At 59.4% G+C, this 18,373-nt stretch carries 18 protein-coding genes; 13 read left to right on the top strand and 5 right to left on the bottom strand.

Going from position 1 to position 18,373, the window contains the following annotated elements; genetic code table 11:
- The first annotated feature begins 97 nt into the window (after positions 1-97).
- A complete protein-coding gene (locus NLY42_RS16080; RefSeq protein WP_032895872.1) occupies positions 98-622 on the top strand; it encodes a hypothetical protein in 525 nt (174 codons plus the stop codon).
- 14 nt (positions 623-636) lie between these two features.
- Positions 637-933 carry a SemiSWEET family sugar transporter gene (locus NLY42_RS16075; protein ID WP_023681146.1) on the top strand — a complete coding sequence of 99 codons (297 nt, stop codon included), beginning with the start codon at positions 637-639 and terminating at the stop codon, positions 931-933.
- Between the two features lies 1 nt (position 934).
- On the opposite strand, the gene NLY42_RS16070 is transcribed toward NLY42_RS16075, so the two are convergent.
- The gene (locus tag NLY42_RS16070) at positions 935-1,534 is read right to left on the bottom strand and encodes a cupin (RefSeq protein ID WP_023668038.1); all 600 of its coding nucleotides are present in this window, start codon (positions 1,532-1,534) and stop codon (positions 935-937) included.
- 40 nt (positions 1,535-1,574) lie between these two features.
- Positions 1,575-2,084 (bottom strand): pyridoxamine 5'-phosphate oxidase family protein, encoded by a 510-nt coding sequence (locus NLY42_RS16065; RefSeq protein WP_023754458.1) that lies wholly within the window; start codon positions 2,082-2,084, stop codon positions 1,575-1,577.
- Between the two features lie 137 nt (positions 2,085-2,221).
- Here NLY42_RS16065 and NLY42_RS16060 point away from each other — a divergent pair, with 137 nt between their 5' ends.
- Positions 2,222-2,401, top strand: coding sequence for a hypothetical protein (locus NLY42_RS16060; RefSeq protein WP_023748063.1), 180 nt, complete (start codon positions 2,222-2,224; stop codon positions 2,399-2,401).
- Between the two features lie 280 nt (positions 2,402-2,681).
- On the opposite strand, the gene NLY42_RS16055 is transcribed toward NLY42_RS16060, so the two are convergent.
- A complete protein-coding gene (locus NLY42_RS16055) occupies positions 2,682-3,599 on the bottom strand; it encodes a glycoside hydrolase family protein (RefSeq protein WP_023700021.1) in 918 nt (305 codons plus the stop codon).
- 353 nt (positions 3,600-3,952) lie between these two features.
- Between NLY42_RS16055 and NLY42_RS16050 the strand changes: the two genes are divergently transcribed.
- From NLY42_RS16050 to NLY42_RS16040, 3 genes are read left to right on the top strand one after another with little or no spacing between them, the layout of a single operon-like run.
- The gene (locus NLY42_RS16050) at positions 3,953-5,125 is read left to right on the top strand and encodes a glycosyltransferase family protein (protein WP_023704621.1); all 1,173 of its coding nucleotides are present in this window, start codon (positions 3,953-3,955) and stop codon (positions 5,123-5,125) included.
- Between the two features lie 2 nt (positions 5,126-5,127).
- The gene (gene glf, locus NLY42_RS16045; protein ID WP_023754459.1) at positions 5,128-6,270 is read left to right on the top strand and encodes a UDP-galactopyranose mutase; all 1,143 of its coding nucleotides are present in this window, start codon (positions 5,128-5,130) and stop codon (positions 6,268-6,270) included.
- 47 nt (positions 6,271-6,317) lie between these two features.
- Positions 6,318-6,839: a ferritin-like domain-containing protein gene (locus NLY42_RS16040; RefSeq protein WP_023687824.1), complete on the top strand. Its 522-nt coding sequence runs from the start codon at positions 6,318-6,320 to the stop codon at positions 6,837-6,839.
- A 69-nt stretch (positions 6,840-6,908) separates the two neighbouring features.
- On the opposite strand, the gene NLY42_RS16035 is transcribed toward NLY42_RS16040, so the two are convergent.
- Positions 6,909-8,066 (bottom strand): hypothetical protein, encoded by a 1,158-nt coding sequence (locus tag NLY42_RS16035; protein ID WP_023754460.1) that lies wholly within the window; start codon positions 8,064-8,066, stop codon positions 6,909-6,911.
- Between the two features lie 299 nt (positions 8,067-8,365).
- On the opposite strand from NLY42_RS16035, the gene NLY42_RS16030 reads away from it, so the two are divergent.
- From NLY42_RS16030 to cyoD, 5 genes are all read left to right on the top strand, one after another.
- Complete coding sequence (locus tag NLY42_RS16030) at positions 8,366-9,256, top strand: MBL fold metallo-hydrolase (RefSeq protein WP_023754461.1); 891 nt, start codon at positions 8,366-8,368, stop codon at positions 9,254-9,256.
- Positions 9,257-9,453: 197 nt separating this feature from the next.
- Positions 9,454-10,419 (top strand): ubiquinol oxidase subunit II, encoded by a 966-nt coding sequence (gene cyoA, locus NLY42_RS16025; RefSeq protein ID WP_050591102.1) that lies wholly within the window; start codon positions 9,454-9,456, stop codon positions 10,417-10,419.
- A 2-nt stretch (positions 10,420-10,421) separates the two neighbouring features.
- Entirely contained in the window at positions 10,422-12,422 is a 2,001-nt protein-coding gene (gene cyoB, locus NLY42_RS16020; RefSeq protein WP_023754462.1) for a cytochrome o ubiquinol oxidase subunit I, read from the top strand.
- Positions 12,419-13,105 carry a cytochrome (ubi)quinol oxidase subunit III gene (locus NLY42_RS16015; protein WP_023754463.1) on the top strand — a complete coding sequence of 229 codons (687 nt, stop codon included), beginning with the start codon at positions 12,419-12,421 and terminating at the stop codon, positions 13,103-13,105. Before cyoB ends, NLY42_RS16015 begins: the two co-directional genes overlap by 4 nt.
- Positions 13,102-13,512 carry a cytochrome o ubiquinol oxidase subunit IV gene (gene cyoD, locus NLY42_RS16010; RefSeq protein WP_023754464.1) on the top strand — a complete coding sequence of 137 codons (411 nt, stop codon included), beginning with the start codon at positions 13,102-13,104 and terminating at the stop codon, positions 13,510-13,512. The genes NLY42_RS16015 and cyoD overlap by 4 nt, the downstream gene beginning before the upstream one ends.
- Before the next feature lie 72 nt (positions 13,513-13,584).
- On the opposite strand, the gene NLY42_RS16005 is transcribed toward cyoD, so the two are convergent.
- Positions 13,585-16,914 carry a DEAD/DEAH box helicase gene (locus NLY42_RS16005; protein WP_023754465.1) on the bottom strand — a complete coding sequence of 1,110 codons (3,330 nt, stop codon included), beginning with the start codon at positions 16,912-16,914 and terminating at the stop codon, positions 13,585-13,587.
- 308 nt (positions 16,915-17,222) lie between these two features.
- Here NLY42_RS16005 and NLY42_RS16000 point away from each other — a divergent pair, with 308 nt between their 5' ends.
- Positions 17,223-18,062 (top strand): Crp/Fnr family transcriptional regulator, encoded by an 840-nt coding sequence (locus tag NLY42_RS16000; RefSeq protein WP_023714650.1) that lies wholly within the window; start codon positions 17,223-17,225, stop codon positions 18,060-18,062.
- A 19-nt stretch (positions 18,063-18,081) separates the two neighbouring features.
- The gene (locus NLY42_RS15995; protein WP_023668023.1) at positions 18,082-18,318 is read left to right on the top strand and encodes a DUF6894 family protein; all 237 of its coding nucleotides are present in this window, start codon (positions 18,082-18,084) and stop codon (positions 18,316-18,318) included.
- Positions 18,319-18,373 lie beyond the last annotated feature (55 nt).

The following is an 18,373-nucleotide window of genomic DNA, read 5'->3' as shown; positions in this document are numbered from 1 at the left end:
GAAGACCTGGTGGCGCTCCTTCGTGATTAGATTTGGCCGCATGTCTATCGCCCAACAATGAGGACTGCCGGCGCCAAGCGATTCAAAGGACGCAATGATGAAAAACACTCAAAAGGAAGCTGAACTGACTGCGCGCCTTGCACGCCAGCATGGCGTCACTGATGGCGCTGTCATGGCTGTCCTTGAGGCGTTGCGGCGTGGTGGTGGAACCATGGCCCAGTTCAGCCACGTCGACTTCGGAGGAATGTCACAATGGTCCTCCGGCATGACGATGGCCGGCGACATGTTCAATGACAGCCTCAAGGCGAAGCTCAACGCTATCGCGGCGGAGCTCTCGTCCCACCTGCTCGATCATCCCGCCATGGCCCACGCCGGCTCATGGTGGCCTGAGGAGTTTGGGAGCCCGTCTGCCGCTGGTTCTCAAAACAATATGCGCTACGCAGCGTTTCCTGAGCGAAGCCGCCTGGTCATCGACGATCATGGAAAGATGGAGATTTATGACACAGGCGACCATCGCATATCCGGTGTTTCGCAGAGCCAGAGCACGGACTCCACCCTGACCTTTGTCAGCCAGCACGGCGTGGTCCGCGTATCTGATCTCAAGCGCGTATCTGCGACGTAGGGCAGGCCGCTTCCATGCAGACAGTCACGCTCATCGGCTATCTCGCGACCGTCTGCTCGATGAGCAGTTTCACGCCGCAAGCCTGGAAAATCATCAGGACACGAGAGACAAGCGGTATCTCCGCACCGACGTATGCCATCACTGTGTTGGGGTTCGCCTTGTGGCTGGCCTTCGGCATCATGAAGGCAGAGTGGCCGATCATAATCACGAATGGCGTTTGTCTCCTGCTGTCAGCGTTCATTCTCACAATGACAGTCCTGCCGCAGGCTGAGAAAGATGCAGTTGCCAAGGCTTTCGACCCCGACGACTAAATTAACGCTTCCAACTTTTCAGAAGCGGACCTTGGCTACCATATGCAGGATCCTTGCGCGGACGCCCCACCTTGGGGATGGTTGCGAGCGCATCGCTATGCTGATCCTTGCTCCTACATTCGTCATAAGTCCCAAATGGAGGATACGCGCCGACAACCAAAAAGTCATCGGATGCCGAGAGACATTGGTGCCCGGTGCCTGCCGGGAGGACCGCGACGTCGCCAGCCTTCAGCGACAGCGTTCGTCCTTTCTTGCCCCCAAACCGGACTTCAGCATTTCCGCGGGCAATGCCCAGAACCTCGTGTATTTGCGAATGATAGTGAACGTAATCATAGATGCCGTTTCGCCAGCTATCGCCCCATCCGTTTGCATCGAAAAGCACCTCCATGACGGCTGCTGGATCAAGTCCTTCGGGCAATTCGACGGCGCCTCGATAAACGACGAGCGGCCATGCTGGATGATTGGGTACAAGTCCATCATCCTTGAACCAGAACTCATTCGACTTTCGCTGCCTCACAAATCCGGCGACAGCTTGCTTGCGCGGTCTTGCGAAACCGGTGACGTTCTCGATCACTTTCTTGCTGGTTTCCAAAATGCTCATCGACGCTGCCTCTAAAGCAGAGGTTAGTTTAGCCGCTCGCTCAGAGCTCGACCTTTGCGTTGTCGCCCACATTCGGCTTGGCGCCGGTAACGGCCGCAAACACCATCGTTGCGGTAGCCACCATTAGCCCCGGGCTGTCCCACAATTCGCCTTCATCGGGTTTGACCGTTATCAGACGAATCTCGGGATCATCGGCATTATCCCACCAGGCTGAGTCAGTTTTCTCCCAGAGCTCGGCGATCTTTTCCCTGTCATTTGTCACTGTGGCCGGGCCTGACATCGTGACGTATTTGTAGTGGCTGTTGTCACTCCAGGCCAATGTGACCTTTGGATAGGTCGACAGCTGCTTGCTCTTGGCGCTGTCGTCATTGACGAGGAAGTATATGGCGTTTTCCTCACGGACCACACGCGCAGATAGCGGACGGGCTCGATTGTACTCGCCGTCCCAGGTCACAAACATGCAGACGTCGATGTCCTCGGCGAGTTCCCAGATGCGGTCTGTTGCCTCGGCGGGCGTGAGGTCCGTCTGCTGCTCCCGGCGGTTAGCCATAAGCGTCCTCCTGCGGGTGAATATCCTCGCTTACAACTCACGTCCCGCCACGACGTTCCAACTCACTGGGTCCTTCGGCTTGCTAAAGCGGTGGAACTTTCGAAATTGCCGGAAGTTTGGATGGCAAACGCGAGGCCATGATGGCGGACAAGACGCTTCGAACATCAAAACGAACACCCGAGCAGGACGCTAAGGGTCAGTCGGAAAAGGACCACAAGGGCGGGGGGAGCGATGGCGTCGCCAGCGCCGATCCGCGGGTGATCTCCGGCAAAAAAGACGGCGACGCGACATTCCCTGTCAAGGGACCGAAGAAATAGCTATGAGCTCATTGGCAGGGCATCTGGCGGTGTCATCAATGCCACTGAGAAAATTGACGAACGGCTCAAGTCATTGCGCTAAAAGCGACAGAGTTAAGGCCGGCCTTCCCGACTTGCCTCCCGCCAGTGCGATCGCGGCAATCGTCGATCCGCATCGGCCATGTCGTGTCTCCTACTGCGTCGGATGACACTTTGCTACCGTCACCGACGCGGATCACCTTCAACCCTCCGGAGTTGCATGACGCGCATCGGCCTCAAGGCGCTAATGGCAGCCTGGAAATCACGCGACCTTTGAAAAGAGAGCGACGTCGCATCTGGCTAAACCATAGCGCCATCGGTGATCGGTTGTGGCAACCCGGCTCTGGTAGAACAGTGAAAGCTGACTGCCATCGATCATCACCGTCGAGTGGCCGTTCTCGCCCGGTTGACCTGGCTCCAACACCGGGCCGATCGAAACATAAGGCCCGCTGACCTCGTCGGCGATGGCAAAAAACACCCGTTGCCGGTTTCCCCGAAGGCCATTCGGAAGAAAGCAAGTGGCGTTGAGAAGCACCCGGCCATCCGGCAGCTCGATCAGTTGCGCGCCCTCAATGCCCCATTCGTAGTCGGGATCATCTCTGGTGTTATGGTGGGGAACATCGTTGTGGTCGAGGATTTTGCCGATCCGCTTCCACGGACCGAACCACGAGTCGGACTGGCTACGTGCCAGATAGATGTCGGGCTGAGGCACCCTCGTGAATTTTGGCATAGCCGAATAAACCAGGTAGCGCCCACCTCCAATGACTGCTGGATGCGGATCGTAAATGCCGTCCTCTTCCGTGTCCGGGATGGCCAGAATGGCCGGACTGAGGACTACCCAATGGAACCCGTCGTTGGAAACCGCATGCTCGCAACGGCCACCCGACTTCATGAATTCCGTCTGGATGAACATGTGGAAGACGCCGCACTCGTGGGTCACACCGGGAGCCGCAACACCAGTGCCGTTGATTGGAAGTTCGATCGGCTCATGCTCGGCCCACGGCCCATAAAGATCGGGCGCCGTGGCATGCAAGATTCTCCACGTCTCGGTGGTGACCGTGCCGCTTGACCCGAAGACGTGCCAGACACGGCCATCGAAGACAGGACACGGGTCCTTGAGATCATCCACGCTTTGCGGATGAAACAGTGGAAAAACGTTGGTTTCAAAGTTGATGTTCATGTCAGCCCCGGAATTCGCCTCGGCAGTCGGAGACGCGCAGAGATACAGGCGAATCATTGATGTTAGGCACATTCTATAGCCAACGAGTTCAACGCAAATACGGCAATGCCGCTGTCCACCAGCATTCGTCGTTCAACCACGCTTTCAGTGGCGGCCGGGTTCCGACAGCCGCCCTCGCCTCCGCAACCAGATCCCGCTTCGTGCGTGGACCAAGCGGGCGACCGGGCCTTCTTCATTTCAGTTGGAACAACTCACCTGATCGAAAGTTAGGAGCTGGAACTAAGTAGTTCTCTCCATTCGCGATTAACAAATGTTAATCGTAACATAAATAGTGTCACAGAGGGAGTATGTCAATGGAAGCGGCCTTTGGCGGGGTAACCGGCAGTCAATATGTTCGTCGCGAAAATATACTGGTTTGCTTCTCCCACTTACGATGGAATTTTGTTCACCAGCGTCCGCAGCATCTCCTCACTCTCGCATCCGCTCAGCAGCGAGTGGTCTATTTTGAAGAACCCGTTTTCGAAGAATTGCCGCAGCCGCTGATGCGGACGAGCGTGGCATCGGAAAACATTCTGATTGTCACACCAGTGCTGCCGCTTGGCACGTCGGCCGCGAAAGCAGATGCCGTCCAGCGGAGATTTGTGCAGCAGACCATCGCTTCTATGCCGCATAGCCGGCTGATCGCCTGGTACTACACCCCAATGGCTCTCCGCTTTACGGAATTCCTCGACCCAGACATATGCGTCTATGACTGCATGGACGAACTCTCTGCGTTCAGGAATGCGCCCCCCGAGCTGGGCCAGATGGAAAAGGCGCTTCTGCGCCGCGCGGATCTGGTTTTCACCGGTGGTCTAAGCTTGTTCGAGACCAAGCGTCACCTCCATCCCGCCATCTTTCCATTTCCGAGCAGCATCGATGTGAGGCACTTTCACACCGCAAGACGGCCAGGAAGGGACCCAGCCGACCAGGCGGGCATTCCTTCCCCGAGGGTTGGATATTTCGGCGTCATCGACGAGCGGCTTGACGTCGATCTCGTGGCGCTAGCGGCAAAGACAATGCCGGACGTGCATTTCGTCATGCTCGGTCCGGTCGTCAAGATCGACCCTGCAAGCCTGCCGCAAGCCGAAAACCTGCATTGGCTTGGCCCGAAAGCCTACTGCGATCTGCCTGACTATCTGCGCCATTGGGACGCCGGATGGATGCCGTTTGCCCTCAACGAGGCGACGCGTTTCATCAGCCCGACCAAGACGCCGGAATTTCTCGCGGCGGGTCTGCCGGTGATCTCGACGGCAATCGTCGACGTGGTGCGCAGTTACGGTGCTGCCGGGCTGGTGGAAATCGCCGACTGTGACGATCTGGAAATCAAGCTGCGCTCCGTTCTTTCGCGACCGCGTCAGATGCTCCTGCAGCAAGTCGATGCCTACCTTGCGGACATGTCCTGGGAACGGACATGGAATGCCATGGCAGCTCACATTGAGCGCGCCTACCAACGCAAGAAGGTCGTGCCCCTTCGCAGGAGTGCATAGCCATGTTCGATTGGCTAATCGTCGGCGCGGGTTTCGCCGGCAGTGTGCTTGCCGAAAGGATAGCGTCGCAGCGTCAAGAAAGCGTTTTGCTGATCGACCGCCGCAGCCATGTGGGAGGCAACGCCTACGACTGCTACAATGAAGCCGGCATCCTCATCCATCGCTACGGCCCGCACATCTTCCACACCAACAGCCAAACGATCGTGGACCACCTTTCGCAGTTCACGCAATGGCGGCCGTACGAGCACAGGGTGTTGGCGGCCGTGGACGGGCAACTGGTTCCCATCCCGATCAATCTCGACACCATCAACCGGCTTTACGGGCTAGACCTGACCTCGGCACAGCTGGAGGATTTCTTCGCGTCGCGACGCGAAACGGTGGAGGATGTCCGAACGGCTGAGGACGTCGTCGTCAGCACCGTGGGGCGCGAGCTCTATGAAAAATTCTTCCGCGGCTACACAAGAAAGCAATGGGGCGTCGATCCCAGTCAGCTGAGCAAATCCGTCACGGCACGAGTGCCGACCAGGACCAACCGTGACGACCGCTATTTCAGCGACAGCTTCCAGAAAATGCCGGCCGGCGGCTACACGCGGATGTTCGAACGCATGCTCGATCATCCGAACATCAAGATCATGCTGCAGACCGACTTCCGTGAAATTCGTGAGAAGATACCGTTCAGGCGCATGGTTTATACCGGCCCGATCGATGAATATTTCGGCTGGCAGCTCGGGCACCTTCCGTACCGTTCGCTTCGTTTCGAGCACGTTACACTGGATTGCGAGCAATTTCAGCCGGTTGCCGTGGTCAATTATCCCCAGACGGAAGATTACACGCGCATTACCGAGTACAAACATCTGACCGGCCAGCAGAGTTCGCGGACCAGCCTGACCTACGAATACCCCACGGACATCGGGGACCCGTACTATCCCGTGCCCCGGCCCGAAAACGAAGTGCTCTATAAGCGCTATGAAGCGCTCGCGGCAAGCTGCCCAGACGTGTGGTTTGTCGGTCGGCTTGCAACTTACCGCTATTACAACATGGACCAGGTAGTCGGACAGGCTCTGGCCACTTTCGCGCGCATCCAAAAAAGCCTCCCGGTCTGGGCACGCACGGAGGAGCCGTTGTTGGCCGAGCCGAGAAGATAGTTTCTTCCAAGACGGAAGATCGGGCGGGTATCAGAAGGAGAAACTCGATGGATACAAACTTCAACTCGGAAAGCCGTGAGATATTTATCGTCGGCTTGCGCAACGCGCACGCCATGGAAAATCAAGCGCTGTCGATCATGAAGCCTCAGGTCGAGCGTATAGAGAACTATCCGGAGGTGGCCGATCGCTTGCGCCGGCACATTCAGGAAACCGAAGGCCAGATCACGAGACTCGAGTCCGTCCTGGAGGGCCTTGGTGAGGAGCACTCCACCCTCAAGGACACTGCCTTGTCGATGGTTGGCAGCGTGGCCGCCATTGGACATTCGATGGCCGGCGACGAGATCATCAAGAACAGCCTGGCGAATTTCGCATTCGAGAACTACGAGATCGCTGCCTACAATTCGCTGCTGGTACTGGCCGACGCCGGGGGCTTCCAGGATGCTGAAAGGGCCCTCAAGCAGAACCTGAACGAAGAGGAAGCCATGGCCAACTGGCTCAAGGAAAATCTGAGCGACGTTACCATGCGATATGCCAGGCTGCGCGAGGCTGGGGCGACTGCAAAAAGCTGATGGACCGCACCGGCGCGGGCGGCGTTTCGAAACAGACGCTCGCCCGCCCCTCCCTCGTTTTAGGCCTCTTCAAGGTGTCGTGTCCGCCACGAGAAGACCTTGCTGACGGGCCAGTTCATCTGCTGTGGGTTTGCGCAGGTGTCGCCTGCCGTCAGCCTGGATGACGGAAAACAAACCGACCTCGGCATGTCGCGAATTGTCCCAGCCCGGGTAGGCCGTTATCGGGTACAGGCAAATACCCTCGATCGGCGCTCCGAGACTGATTGCGGAACGCACCTCGTCGCAGACATAATGGAGCCAAGCCGGCCCGCCGGATCCCTCGGAGCCGGTCTCCGCAATGAACATCGGCTTGCCGTATCGATGAGCAACTTCTAGCAACATTTCCGACAGGGCGCGGTACTCGTGGTGTCCCATCGGAATCGTCGGCCCGTTTACGTACCATTGATTGTGCGGGTAAAAATTCAAGCCCACGACATCGACAACATCTTCGCTCCCGCCCAACTCAGGTTCGACGCGGCCCAGCAACATGTCGTAAGCTTCGAACTGCCCCTGTCGGGCGTTTTCGGCCCGGCGCCGTTCGCTGCGGGTCCGGTCGCGAGGGGCGATATGGATAAGCGGCTCGGCCCAGACAAATCTGCAGGCGGGGTCGATCTCCCGCATTGCACGAACACCCGCGATGGCGGCCTTCACGAGGTGCCGCTTGAACCATCCACGTTTGTTCGGCCCCACGCGCGGGAAATAGCCGACCTCGACAGCCCATGCGAAAAAAGAGATTTCGTTGATGGGACACAACAGAGGCGATGTTCCGGTGATCGAACGGTGTACCTTGACGGCTTCTGCCGCGAACGAGGCATAGGCGTCGATGAAATGCAGCGAGCCCTGATCGACATGGTCCGGAGATCCGTAGTGAAAGATGTCCCAGATTACCTGAACACCTGCCGATCGGGCTGCCTCGACCATTGGCGCCCAACTTGACCAGTCATAGGTTCCGGGAGCGATTTCGATCAAATGCCAACGCAGGCCGTCGCGGATGGTGCGAAGGCCGAGTTCGGCGCAGCCGCGGTAGTCGCCCAGGGCATGCAAATTATGCGAGGTCGCACGAATAAGATCGAGGCGAACGCCGTCCTTGCGCCGGTGCGAGGAGCATTCAAAGCCTGCCATGAAAAAACTGGCGAAGCGCGAAGCTTCCGGAACCGAGGCCTCCGTCTGGCGTCCCACTTCGCTCATTTTTCGAAGTCTCCTTTGGGCAATCGGCTTCGAACTCGGCCGCCTTGTCCGGACCGGGAACCGCGTTGGCGAAATACCGAATTCAGTCGGGCGCGCCCCATGTTCGTTGCTCAGTCCAGCTCGTCCTTGCGTGGCCGGGTAGTGCCGAACCCATTGGTAGAGCCTTTGTTCCGGTGGTGAACTGTCCGGGCGCCGCGTGCAAATGAGGAACAAGGAGGCCCGTCCCAAGTTCGGGGCGATGTACAGCCGCCGTCATCCACTCGAGCGGCTGCTCGGCAACAACAGAGGCATGGGATCACATGACCGTTCAGATTCGACTTTCCGAGATCGACCACGCCAGGCGCGAGGATCGTGGCGACGGCGCTTGGAGCATCGCACCGGACCTGGGTTACTTGCGGCTAGCAATCGTCAATGTCGTGTTCTTCGGCGCACCGGGCAGCGGAGATCGGAACTGGGTGCTGATCGATACCGGGTTGCCGACGTCCCGCAGCAGCATTCTTGCGGTCGCGGAAAAGCGGTTCGGCGACAACGCACGGCCGGCTGCAATCATCCTGACCCATGGCCATTTCGACCATGTGGGAACCGTTCTAGAACTCGCGAATGGCTGGGACGTGCCTGTCTTCGCCCATCCGCTCGAGCACCCCTATTTGGACGGAACCGCATCCTATCCGCCACCGGATCCCTGGGTTGGGGGTGGACTGATGGCGCTGCTGTCACCGCTCTTCCCACGCGGGCCAATCGATCTTGGCACCCGTTTGGAACCCTTGCCCGCCGACGGATCGATCCCCGGAATGCCCGGATGGCAATGGCTGCACACACCCGGACATGCCCCTGGGCATATCTCGCTCTGGCGCGAGCAAGACCGCTCGCTCATCGTAGGAGACGCTTTCATCACCACCGGTCAGGAGTCGGTCTATGAAGTCGCCATTCAGGATCTCGAGATGCACGGTCCGCCGCGCTATTTCACGCCAGACTGGGATGCAGCGGAAAGGTCCGTGAAGCATCTGGCTGCCTTGGGCCCCCAGATGGTCATCAGTGGACACGGTGCGGCTGCTGCGGGAGTGGGCATGCGGCAGGCTCTCGATAACCTGGCTGAGCGATTCAGGGTATTCGCCGTCCCGCCGAAATTGAAATTCGTGCGCGAGCCAGCGTCGCCGATAGCTAGGCCAATCGAGCCGCCATCGTTCTGAAATTATGGTCGGATTGGCCAACGCGGGACCATCGGACAGAGTAACTCGGTCCAGCGGAACAAACCCGGCCGGCGACAGTTGGGGCACTCGCTCAGGGGGCGACACCCCGCGAAGTGCCGTGAGGTTCCGCGCCATGGGGAGGCTCAGATGGAAACCCGATGAACGCATGCCTCTAACGCGCGTTCCCGCAAAGAGAGATTGCAGAACCGGTGTTGTTGCCATCCAGCCCTAAGTTGACACGCCAACTGCTCTGGATCCTCGGAGGCGCATTCTTGCACGGTTGCGCGAGGGGAGTGCTCGATCCCCAAGGACCAATTGGCGTCGGCAATCGCACGATCCTTTTGAACTCGCTGGCGGTGATGCTGGTGATCGTTGTTCCCACGCTTGTTGCACTTCTGGCATTCGCCTGGAAGTTCCGCGCCTCGAACAGCAACGCCCGCTATAACCCGGAGTTCACCTATTCGGGACGCGTGGAGTTGATCGTCTGGTCGATCCCGACGCTCACCATCCTGTTCATTGGCGGGCTGATCTACTACGGATCGTATCAGCTCGATCCGCGCAAACCGATCCCTTCTAGCCAGCCGCCGCTCGACATTCAGGTGGTGGCGCTCGACTGGAAATGGCTGTTCCTCTATCCCGAGCAGGGCGTGGGTGCTGTCAATCAACTGGTTATCCCCGCCGGTGTTCCAGTGCGTTTCAAATTGACCTCGGCCAGCGTGATGAACACGTTCTTCGTGCCCCAGCTTGGCAGCATGGTCTACGTCATGAACGGCATGCAGACCGAATTGCATCTGCAGGCCGACCGCGAGGGCAGCTTTTTCGGCCAGTCGGCGCACTTCAGCGGCGACGGCTTCTCGGATATGAATTTCAGTGTGAGCGCGGTTTCAGCCGATGCCTTCACCCGCTGGGCGTCATCGCTGCGTGGCGGGGGCGGCGTGCTGAATGCCAATGCCTATCGCGAACTCGCCCGGCAAAGTACAAATGTGGCGCCGGCTTCCTTCGGTCATGTCCAGCCTGGGCTGTTCGAAGCGGTCGTTCAGCAGACGCTCCCACCAGGTCCGGGGCCTGCTGAGAGCGCAGCCAGCGGCGAGCCACAGGTGAGCCCAAGGGCATTCCCCGCGGCGGCGGCAACGATGACCCATCATCCACAAGGGGCAGAATGACGATGCTGGGCAAGCTCGACTGGTCGGCCGTTCCTTTCGATCAACCCATCCCCCTCGGCGCAGCCCTTGGCGTCTTTCTGGCAGCAGCCGCCGTGCTTGGCTGGATAACGGTGAAGGGCTACTGGCCATATCTGTGGAGCGAGTGGATAAGCTCGGTCGACCACAAGCGCATCGGCGTGATGTACATTGTGCTGGCGATGCTCATGCTTCTTCGTGGTTTTATCGATGCTATCATGATGCGCACACAACAGGTGCTGGCGATTCACGGGCCGGGCTACCTCCCGCCGGAGCATTACGACCAGATCTTTTCCGCGCACGGCACGATCATGATCTTCTTCGCCGCGATGCCGTTCATGATCGGCCTGATGAATTTCGTCGTGCCGCTGCAGCTTGGCGTACGCGATGTCGCTTTTCCGACGCTCAATTCCGTCAGCTTCTGGCTGACGGCTTCCGGAGCCCTGCTGGTCAACATCTCGCTTGTGGTCGGCGAGTTCGCGCGCACCGGCTGGCTGCCCTATGCCCCTTTGTCGGAAACCACCTACTCGCCGGGCGTCGGTGTCGATTATTATCTGTGGGCGATCCAGATCTCCGGCGTCGGCACGCTGCTCACCGGTGTCAACCTGGTGACGACTATCCTCAAGATGCGGGCGCCGGGAATGGGCTATCTGCGAATGCCGATGTTCTGCTGGACCTCGCTCGCGTCCAACCTGCTCATTGTCGCAGCCTTCCCGATCCTTACTGCCACGCTCGCAATGCTGACGCTGGACCGGTACCTCGGCTTCCACTTCTTCACCAACGAAGCCGGTGGAAATCAGATGATGTTCGTCAACCTGATCTGGGCGTGGGGCCATCCCGAAGTATACATCCTGGTGCTTCCCGCCTTCGGAATCTTTTCCGAGATTTTCTCGACTTTTTCATCGAAGCCGCTGTTCGGATACCGTTCGATGGTCGCGGCCACGATGTTCATCTGCATCGTCTCGTTCATGGTCTGGCTGCATCACTTCTTCACCATGGGTGCCGGAGCGGACGTTAATGCCGCCTTCGGCATCGCCACGTCGGTCATTGCCGTGGGAACCGGTGTGAAAATCTACAACTGGCTCTTCACCATGTATGGCGGGCGCGTTCGTTTCGACACGCCGATGCTTTGGGCACTGGCTTTCGTGACCACCTTCACCGTCGGCGGCATGACTGGCGTCCTGCTTGCCGTCCCGCCGGCCGACTTCGTGCTACACAATTCCCTTTTCCTCGTCGCGCATTTCCATAACGTCATCATCTCGGGCGTGTTGTTTGGAGCATTCGCCGGCTTCACCTACTGGTTCCCCAAGGCGTTCGGCTTCCGTTTGCACGAAGGCTGGGGAAAAGCGGCATTTTGGGTCACCTTGGCCGGCTACATGCTGGTCTTCGTACCGCTCTATATTGTCGGTCTGCTCGGCATGACGCGGCGCCTGCAACATATCGATATGGACCTTTGGGCACCGTGGCTGGTGGTGGCCGCTTTCGGCGTGGTGGTGATGATCGCCGGCGCGGCGCTGCAGATCACACAGCTTTTCGTTTCGATCCGGCATCGCGACAAGTTTCGCGACGAAACCGGCGACCCGTGGGAGGGGCGTTCGCTGGAGTGGTCGACATCTTCCCCTCCTCCTGTCTTCAATTATGCACGGCTGCCTCACGTGGAAGACGAAGAACCCTACTGGAGCATCAAGCAACGAGGGATCGAACAGAGCGCGGACGAGGAAAAGGCATATGAGCCGATCGAGATGCCTCGCAACAGCCCGACTGGCTTCGTCACCGCCTTCTTCAGCACACTGATCGGCTTCGCGCTGATCTGGCATATATGGTGGCTGGCGATCGTCGGTTTCATCGGCGCATACGCAACCTTCGTCGTATTCGCCTGGCGCGATCATGGAGACTACGAGATCCCTGTCGACGAGGTCGCCCGCATTGACCATGACAACAAGGCAGCCCAGTTTGCCCGGCTGCGCGGGTGGGAGCGCCCGGCATGAGCGATCACGCATTCTCCGGCGACATCAGCGCCGGCACCCAGGCACGGGACCCGTATCGGCTTAATCACACCATTCGGCATGCGGTGCGCTCTGCGACGGGCCACGGAGAAGGCGGCCCGGCCTCAAAGTTCGTCACGGTGACCTACGGCTTCTGGATCTTTCTCCTGTCCGACATCATCATGTTCTCGGCATTTTTCGCCGCCTACGCCGTGCTCGCCAAGGCAACCGCCGGCGGACCGACAGGCAAGGATCTGTTCGAACCGACACGGGTTGCGGTCCAGACGGGCCTTCTGCTCACTTCGAGCTTCACCGGCGGCGTGGCAACACTCGCCACCCGTCGCAGATCAATGGCTGCCACGCAGTTCTGGCTTCTCGTCACGGGGTTGCTCGGGGCAGCGTTCCTGTTCCTGGAACTACAGGAGTTCGCGGCAATGATCGGCGAGCAGGCAGGCCCCTCGCGCAGCGCATTTCTTTCTGCCTTCTTTGCGCTCGTTGGCTGCCACGGTGCCCACGTCGGTCTCGGCCTGCTCTGGCTGGGAACGATGATGGCGCAGCTGTGGGTCAAGGGCTTTCGGCCCGACATCTTGCGGCGGCTCCACTGCTTCGGGCTCTTCTGGCACGCCCTCGACATCATCTGGGTTGCCATCTTCACCCTGGTCTATCTGCTGGGAGCATCGTCATGACCGAGTTCGAGAGCAAGACCGGCGAGTTGCAGGACCGCCGCGATTCAGCGCCGGGCGAGGAACACATAAGCGAGCACGAAACGGTTGGGGGCCTCTCGGGCTATGTGCTCGGCTTCGGCCTGGCCATCCTGCTCACGATCGCGTCATTCCTGGCGGCGCGAACCGACCTGATTTACCAGCCCGCGGTCATCTCGGCCCTGGTGGTGCTCGCCGTTGCGCAGATGGGCGTGCATCTTGTCTTCTTTCTGCACCTGACCACCGGGCCGGACAACACCAACAACATCCTGGCCCTAGCCTTCGGCGTGCTGATCGTCGCGCTGGTGGTTCTGGGCTCTATCTGGATCATGGCCCATCTGAATGAAAACATGGCTGCCATGACACCCCATCAAGCCGGAACCATGCCTTGAACGCTGCCCTGCGAACGCACGGTCGCCCACAGTGCACCATTCGCACCGAGGCCCCAGGAGAGAAAAGGCTAGTCAGATCTCGTGCTTTGGCTGAGCTGCACGTATGGCATCAAGCGCTAAGCGAACGGCGTCGACGCCAGAGACGCCGGGCGGGATCGGCCTGAAAATCAGGCGGCCGTTCCGGTACTCCAGGCCCAACGCCTTGCTGTTCCGCCATTGGGACGCCGACGGCTTGTTCCGAAGGGTGATCGCGATGGCCTCGGGACCCAAATCGACTTTGCCGATGCCCAGTTCCGACGCTGCTATTCGCAACCTGGTAAATTCCAGCAAAAGGGCTACTTCGCCAGGCATGTCTCCAAAGCGGTCCTCGAGCTCTTCGCTGAATGTATCGAGGTCCGGCTCCGAACGGATGCGGGAGAGCCGCGCATAGAGGCCAACACGCACCGTAGGCTCTTCGACATAGCTCTTGGGAAAAGCGCCCTTTCCCGAACCGTTGATCTCGGCAAGTTGCTTGCTGAAGTCGGCCCCTCCGCCAGCCGCCGAGACCGCCCGCTCCAGCAAGTGCTCGTACAAGCCCACTCCGATCAGCTTCATATGCCCGGCCTGGTCTTCTCCGAAAAGATCTCCGGCGCCACGCAGGCCGAGGTCCCTTTGACTGATTGCCAGGCCGGAGCCGAGCCGATCGAGCGCAAGCATCGTCGAAAGCCGGGCCCTGGTGCTGTCGGCCAGTTCAACGCCAGGCTGGGTCAGAAGAAACGCAACAGCCTGCACCGCCCCCCTTCCGACCCGGCCCCGCAGCTGGTGCAACTGCGCCAGACCGAACCGGTCGGGGCGCCAAACGATGATGGTGTTGGCCCGCGGCACATCGAGGCCGCTCTCGATGATGTCGGTGCTCAACAAAATGTCGCCATCACCGTCGGCGAATCCGACCATGACTTCGTCCAGCTGTCTCCCCTTCATTTCACCATGCGCCGTCTTGACCCGGAGTTCCGGCACCAGTCTGTTCAGTTGGTCACAGGCCGGGGCAATATCCTCGATCCGCGGGACCACGAAGAAGCTCTGTCCACCCCGGTGAAATTCACGCAGAAGGGCCGCGCGCACCGATGCTGGATCGAACGCTGCCAAGATCGTGCGAACGGGACGTCTTTTGGCGGGCGGAGAGTTTAGAACGCTGACGTCCTGGATGCCCGACAACGTCGATTGCAGCGTCCGGGGTATCGGTGTGGCGCTCATGCTCAGCGTATGGAGGCGAGGCGTCATGGTCCGCAGGGCCCGCTTCAACTTGACCCCGAACCGGTGCTCCTCGTCGATCACCAGCAGTCCAAGATTGGCGAAGGTGACGCTCTTGGACGCCAAGGCCTGAGTACCCACAACGACCGCAACCTGGCCGCTCCGCAGACCCTCTTTTGCCGCTCTCGCCTCCGCTGCCCCGACCATCCTAGAAAGGTGGGCGACCTGCAGGCCGTTTCCTGCGAAGCGGCGGCTGAGCGTCTCATAGTGCTGTCGTGCCAACACCGTTGTCGGTGCTATGATAGCAACCTGTTTCCCGCAGAGAGCGGCGGCGGCGCAAGCACGCAGGGCGACCTCTGTCTTGCCGAAGCCGACATCGCCGCAGACGAGCCGGTTCATTGTTCTTCCGGACGAAAGGTCATCGAGCACAGCGCGGATGGCGGCCGCTTGGTCGGGCGTCTCCGTATAGGGAAATTTCGCCGCAAAACGAGCCAAGTCCGTGCGGGAGGGCTTCAAGATCTTGGCAGGCTCGCTGGACCTGATTTTGGCAAGGCTCAAGAGGCGCTTGGCCAGCCTGTCGATCTCGCGCAACGCAGCTTCGCGTCGCTTCGGCCAGCCCTCGCCGTTGAGGCGATCAAGCGACACTGCCTCCGGTTCCGAGCCGTAGCGCCATATTCGTCCAAAGTCGTCGACCGGAACCAGCAAGGAAGCCCCGCCGTGATATTCCAGTCTGACGACATCCTGTTGCTGGCCAGCCAACTCGACCTGTTCGACCGCGGCGAGCACGCCCAGGCCATGGTCTTCATGGACGACGACATCGCCAATGCGCAACTCGGGTTCGAGTATGCCCGTGGTCGCGCTCCCGTTCGCCTTCAACGCGGGACCAAACAGGTCGGATGCGGCCACCACCGCGATATTGGATTGCGCGTCGACAAACCCTTCGTCGAGGACGAATTCAGCCTTGAGAAGAGAGCCCCTTGCGGCCGAAAGGATTTGCGGCAAGTCGGCCGCTTCCTCTGCCCGCCGGCCTAGTCTCCTATCGAGCAGGCGATCTGCTCGCTGCAATTCAGAGGCATCGCCGGTGAACACTACTCTGACTCCGGCGCTCGTCTGCCTTGTGACGAATTCCGCGAAATCATGCCCGGGTCGGGCCTGGCGGAAGAATTTGGGAACTCCCACGGCAGAAACGGCAAGTCTCACGCAGCAGCGGTTAAGCAGAGCAGCGTCCCACTCTTCACGGGATAGGTAAAATCGTCCCGGCAAAGGTTTTTTCGTTCCGGCTGCCTCCTGCCTGGCACGACGTGCATCCTCGACCAGATCCAGAATTCTGCCGAGCGGCTGCCCGTCGGTCCCTTCAAGGAAGGAGATCGAGGCGCTGGAAGCCGCATCGAAGACGGATGGCATAGCGCCATACGATGCGACCAGGCGCTCTTCCATCGACGTCGCGCGCATCGCTGTCAGCTCAGGATGCTCACCAGCTTTAAAGATCAGCTCGGATGCCGGTCCGACAGTAACCGAGTCTCGAACCTGATCGCTGAGCTGACTGAGCGGGTCGTAGGTCTTGAGCTGGCCGATGCAGGCATCGGGACCAACGATGATGCGAACGGGGCCATCCGCGCCAGCAGGGAAAATATCGATGAGATCGCCCCGAAAGGCTATCTCACCCGGTTCGTCGACCCTCTCGTCGACGACATAGCCAATGGCTTCGGACCTGGTTCTGAAATCGTCACGGTCGAGCTTTTGGCCTACCTCCAGAATTGTGAAACCGCCAGCGATGACGGGAGCAGGCGGCACCCGCTGCAGAATGGCTTCGAGCGACATTACAGCGATGCGCGGGCGATCCGGCTTCGTTGCGATCTCACGCAACGCACGAAGCCTTCGCCCCATATTGGCACGTGTGGGCCACACCCTGTCGTAGGGCAGGCAATCCCAGGACGGCAGCAAGATGATATCCGCGTCAGGCAGGAACTGACGCAAGGCGCCGGCGATCTCCTCGGCACTGCGTTCCGAGGGAGCTATATGGACGATGTGCTTATCCCGACTGGTCTCCAGCCCACGGGCCAGCGCTACCGCGATTGCTGAGGATGGCGGTCCGCCGTGCTCTATCGCAAACCCGCTGTCATCCGTGTGATCGATTTGTTCGACATCCGTCCGCGAAATATGCCTGTTCACTGAAATCTCACCTTGCCACTGAGACAACGTCAGCGGAGCCACCCCGTTCCTGGCGGCGCATCAAAGAGTTCCAGGACGGGCTGCGGGTGCAGCCCTTGAATGGGCGGAGCGACAGGGTCAAAGCTGCGCCGTGATCGGCGAACTCCTGGGGCTGGCTGCCCAGCGGGAAAATTTCTAACCGAGCCTATGTCATAGGTTAATGCATTGCTGCCTTGCTCACCTATGGCTGTCCTAAAAAACTGGTGCTTCGATCATTCCGGGATCTTCAACCACGCTCGACGCTGGCAAAACGCTCCAGGCATGGGACCATGCCGCACGGCGGCGCCTTCTGCCGCCGCGCATATGTCCCCATGCCAGTCGGAACTTTTGGCGCGGATAATAGTTCGATCACCAACATCAGCCAGGTAGTCAATTTGTTCCCCACCTCATCCTCGGATGTACTCATTCGCAAGCTTCAGACCATCTCGGATCTTCGAGAGGCCGACATCGGCGTTCTGAAAGGCATTCCGATCCAGGAGAAGGAATATTTGGCCAACCACGATCTGGTGCGTGAGGGCGACCGTCCTGTTTACTCGTTTGTCGTTCTTGATGGCTTGGTCGGTTCCACCAAACATACGGGCGAAGGAAAGCGACAAATCACATCATTCTTCGTCGCCGGCGACATTCCTGATCTGCATGGGCTGCATCTGTCGGTCATGGATTGTAACTTCTCGACCCTTACGCCGGCGCGAATAGGTTTCATGCGGCATGACACCCTGCGTGCCGTTTGCGACCAGCACCCTCGCATCGCCACCGCTTTTTGGCGGTCGACGTTGATAGATGCCGCGATTTATAGGGAGTGGGTCATCAATGTGGGAAGACGCGAGGCATACACCCGCATGGCTCACATCCTGTGCGAACTGATTTTTCGCTTGCGCTCCATGGGGCGCATTGAGGATCACGTGGCGGATATCCCCATTACACAGGCGGCCCTTGGCGATGCGCTGGGTTTGTCCACGGTCCACGTCAACCGGATGCTCCAGGAACTACGACGCAGAGGCCTCATTGCCACCTCGGGATCAAAAGTTCACGCACTGGACTGGGCTGGCCTCACTCACGCAGGAGATTTCGACACGACCTACCTGCACCAAAGGAACCCCGCAGATTAGCAGTGACGGAAGCTCTCCGATGGCACGATTTTTCTTCGACAGCGGCGATGGCGATCTCATCTTCGAGGACGAAATAGGTGTCGAATGCGCTGGCCTCGAAGAGGTCCGCCGCGCGGGATTCGAGGGCCTTGTCGACCTCACGAGAGAGTCACTGAAGAGCGTCGACGGGCAGCAATTGTTTATCGAAGTGCGTGATGAAAACGGCGCCAAGATTTTGCGGCTGAGCCTCTCGCTTCGGGTAAAATCGAACGTATAAATTTGCACTCTACGCGCAGCGTTAGGCGAGCGGACTGGGACTGCAAACATCCACT

The sequence above is a fragment of the Mesorhizobium sp. C372A genome, from assembly GCF_030323245.1.
Taxonomy (GTDB): domain Bacteria; phylum Pseudomonadota; class Alphaproteobacteria; order Rhizobiales; family Rhizobiaceae; genus Mesorhizobium.
The sequence above is the reverse complement of the archived record's forward strand: the minus strand, read 5'-3'. Positions and strand labels throughout refer to the sequence as shown.

What these genes read in the sequence shown, in the direction of transcription:
- NLY42_RS16030 (WP_023754461.1), top strand. Translation starts at nt 8,366, where the DNA reads ATGACCGTTCAGATTCGACTTTCCGAGATCGACCACGCCAGGCGCGAG.
- NLY42_RS16080 (WP_032895872.1), top strand. Translation starts at nt 98, where the DNA reads ATGAAAAACACTCAAAAGGAAGCTGAACTGACTGCGCGCCTTGCACGC.
- NLY42_RS16035 (WP_023754460.1), bottom strand. Translation starts at nt 8,066, where the DNA reads ATGAGCGAAGTGGGACGCCAGACGGAGGCCTCGGTTCCGGAAGCTTCG.
- NLY42_RS16075 (WP_023681146.1), top strand. Translation starts at nt 637, where the DNA reads ATGCAGACAGTCACGCTCATCGGCTATCTCGCGACCGTCTGCTCGATG.
- glf (WP_023754459.1), top strand. Translation starts at nt 5,128, where the DNA reads ATGTTCGATTGGCTAATCGTCGGCGCGGGTTTCGCCGGCAGTGTGCTT.
- NLY42_RS16015 (WP_023754463.1), top strand. Translation starts at nt 12,419, where the DNA reads ATGAGCGATCACGCATTCTCCGGCGACATCAGCGCCGGCACCCAGGCA.
- NLY42_RS16055 (WP_023700021.1), bottom strand. Translation starts at nt 3,599, where the DNA reads ATGAACATCAACTTTGAAACCAACGTTTTTCCACTGTTTCATCCGCAA.
- NLY42_RS16000 (WP_023714650.1), top strand. Translation starts at nt 17,223, where the DNA reads ATGCCGCACGGCGGCGCCTTCTGCCGCCGCGCATATGTCCCCATGCCA.
- NLY42_RS16070 (WP_023668038.1), bottom strand. Translation starts at nt 1,534, where the DNA reads ATGAGCATTTTGGAAACCAGCAAGAAAGTGATCGAGAACGTCACCGGT.
- NLY42_RS16060 (WP_023748063.1), top strand. Translation starts at nt 2,222, where the DNA reads ATGATGGCGGACAAGACGCTTCGAACATCAAAACGAACACCCGAGCAG.
- NLY42_RS16050 (WP_023704621.1), top strand. Translation starts at nt 3,953, where the DNA reads ATGGAAGCGGCCTTTGGCGGGGTAACCGGCAGTCAATATGTTCGTCGC.
- NLY42_RS15995 (WP_023668023.1), top strand. Translation starts at nt 18,082, where the DNA reads ATGGCACGATTTTTCTTCGACAGCGGCGATGGCGATCTCATCTTCGAG.
- cyoB (WP_023754462.1), top strand. Translation starts at nt 10,422, where the DNA reads ATGCTGGGCAAGCTCGACTGGTCGGCCGTTCCTTTCGATCAACCCATC.
- cyoD (WP_023754464.1), top strand. Translation starts at nt 13,102, where the DNA reads ATGACCGAGTTCGAGAGCAAGACCGGCGAGTTGCAGGACCGCCGCGAT.
- NLY42_RS16065 (WP_023754458.1), bottom strand. Translation starts at nt 2,084, where the DNA reads ATGGCTAACCGCCGGGAGCAGCAGACGGACCTCACGCCCGCCGAGGCA.
- NLY42_RS16040 (WP_023687824.1), top strand. Translation starts at nt 6,318, where the DNA reads ATGGATACAAACTTCAACTCGGAAAGCCGTGAGATATTTATCGTCGGC.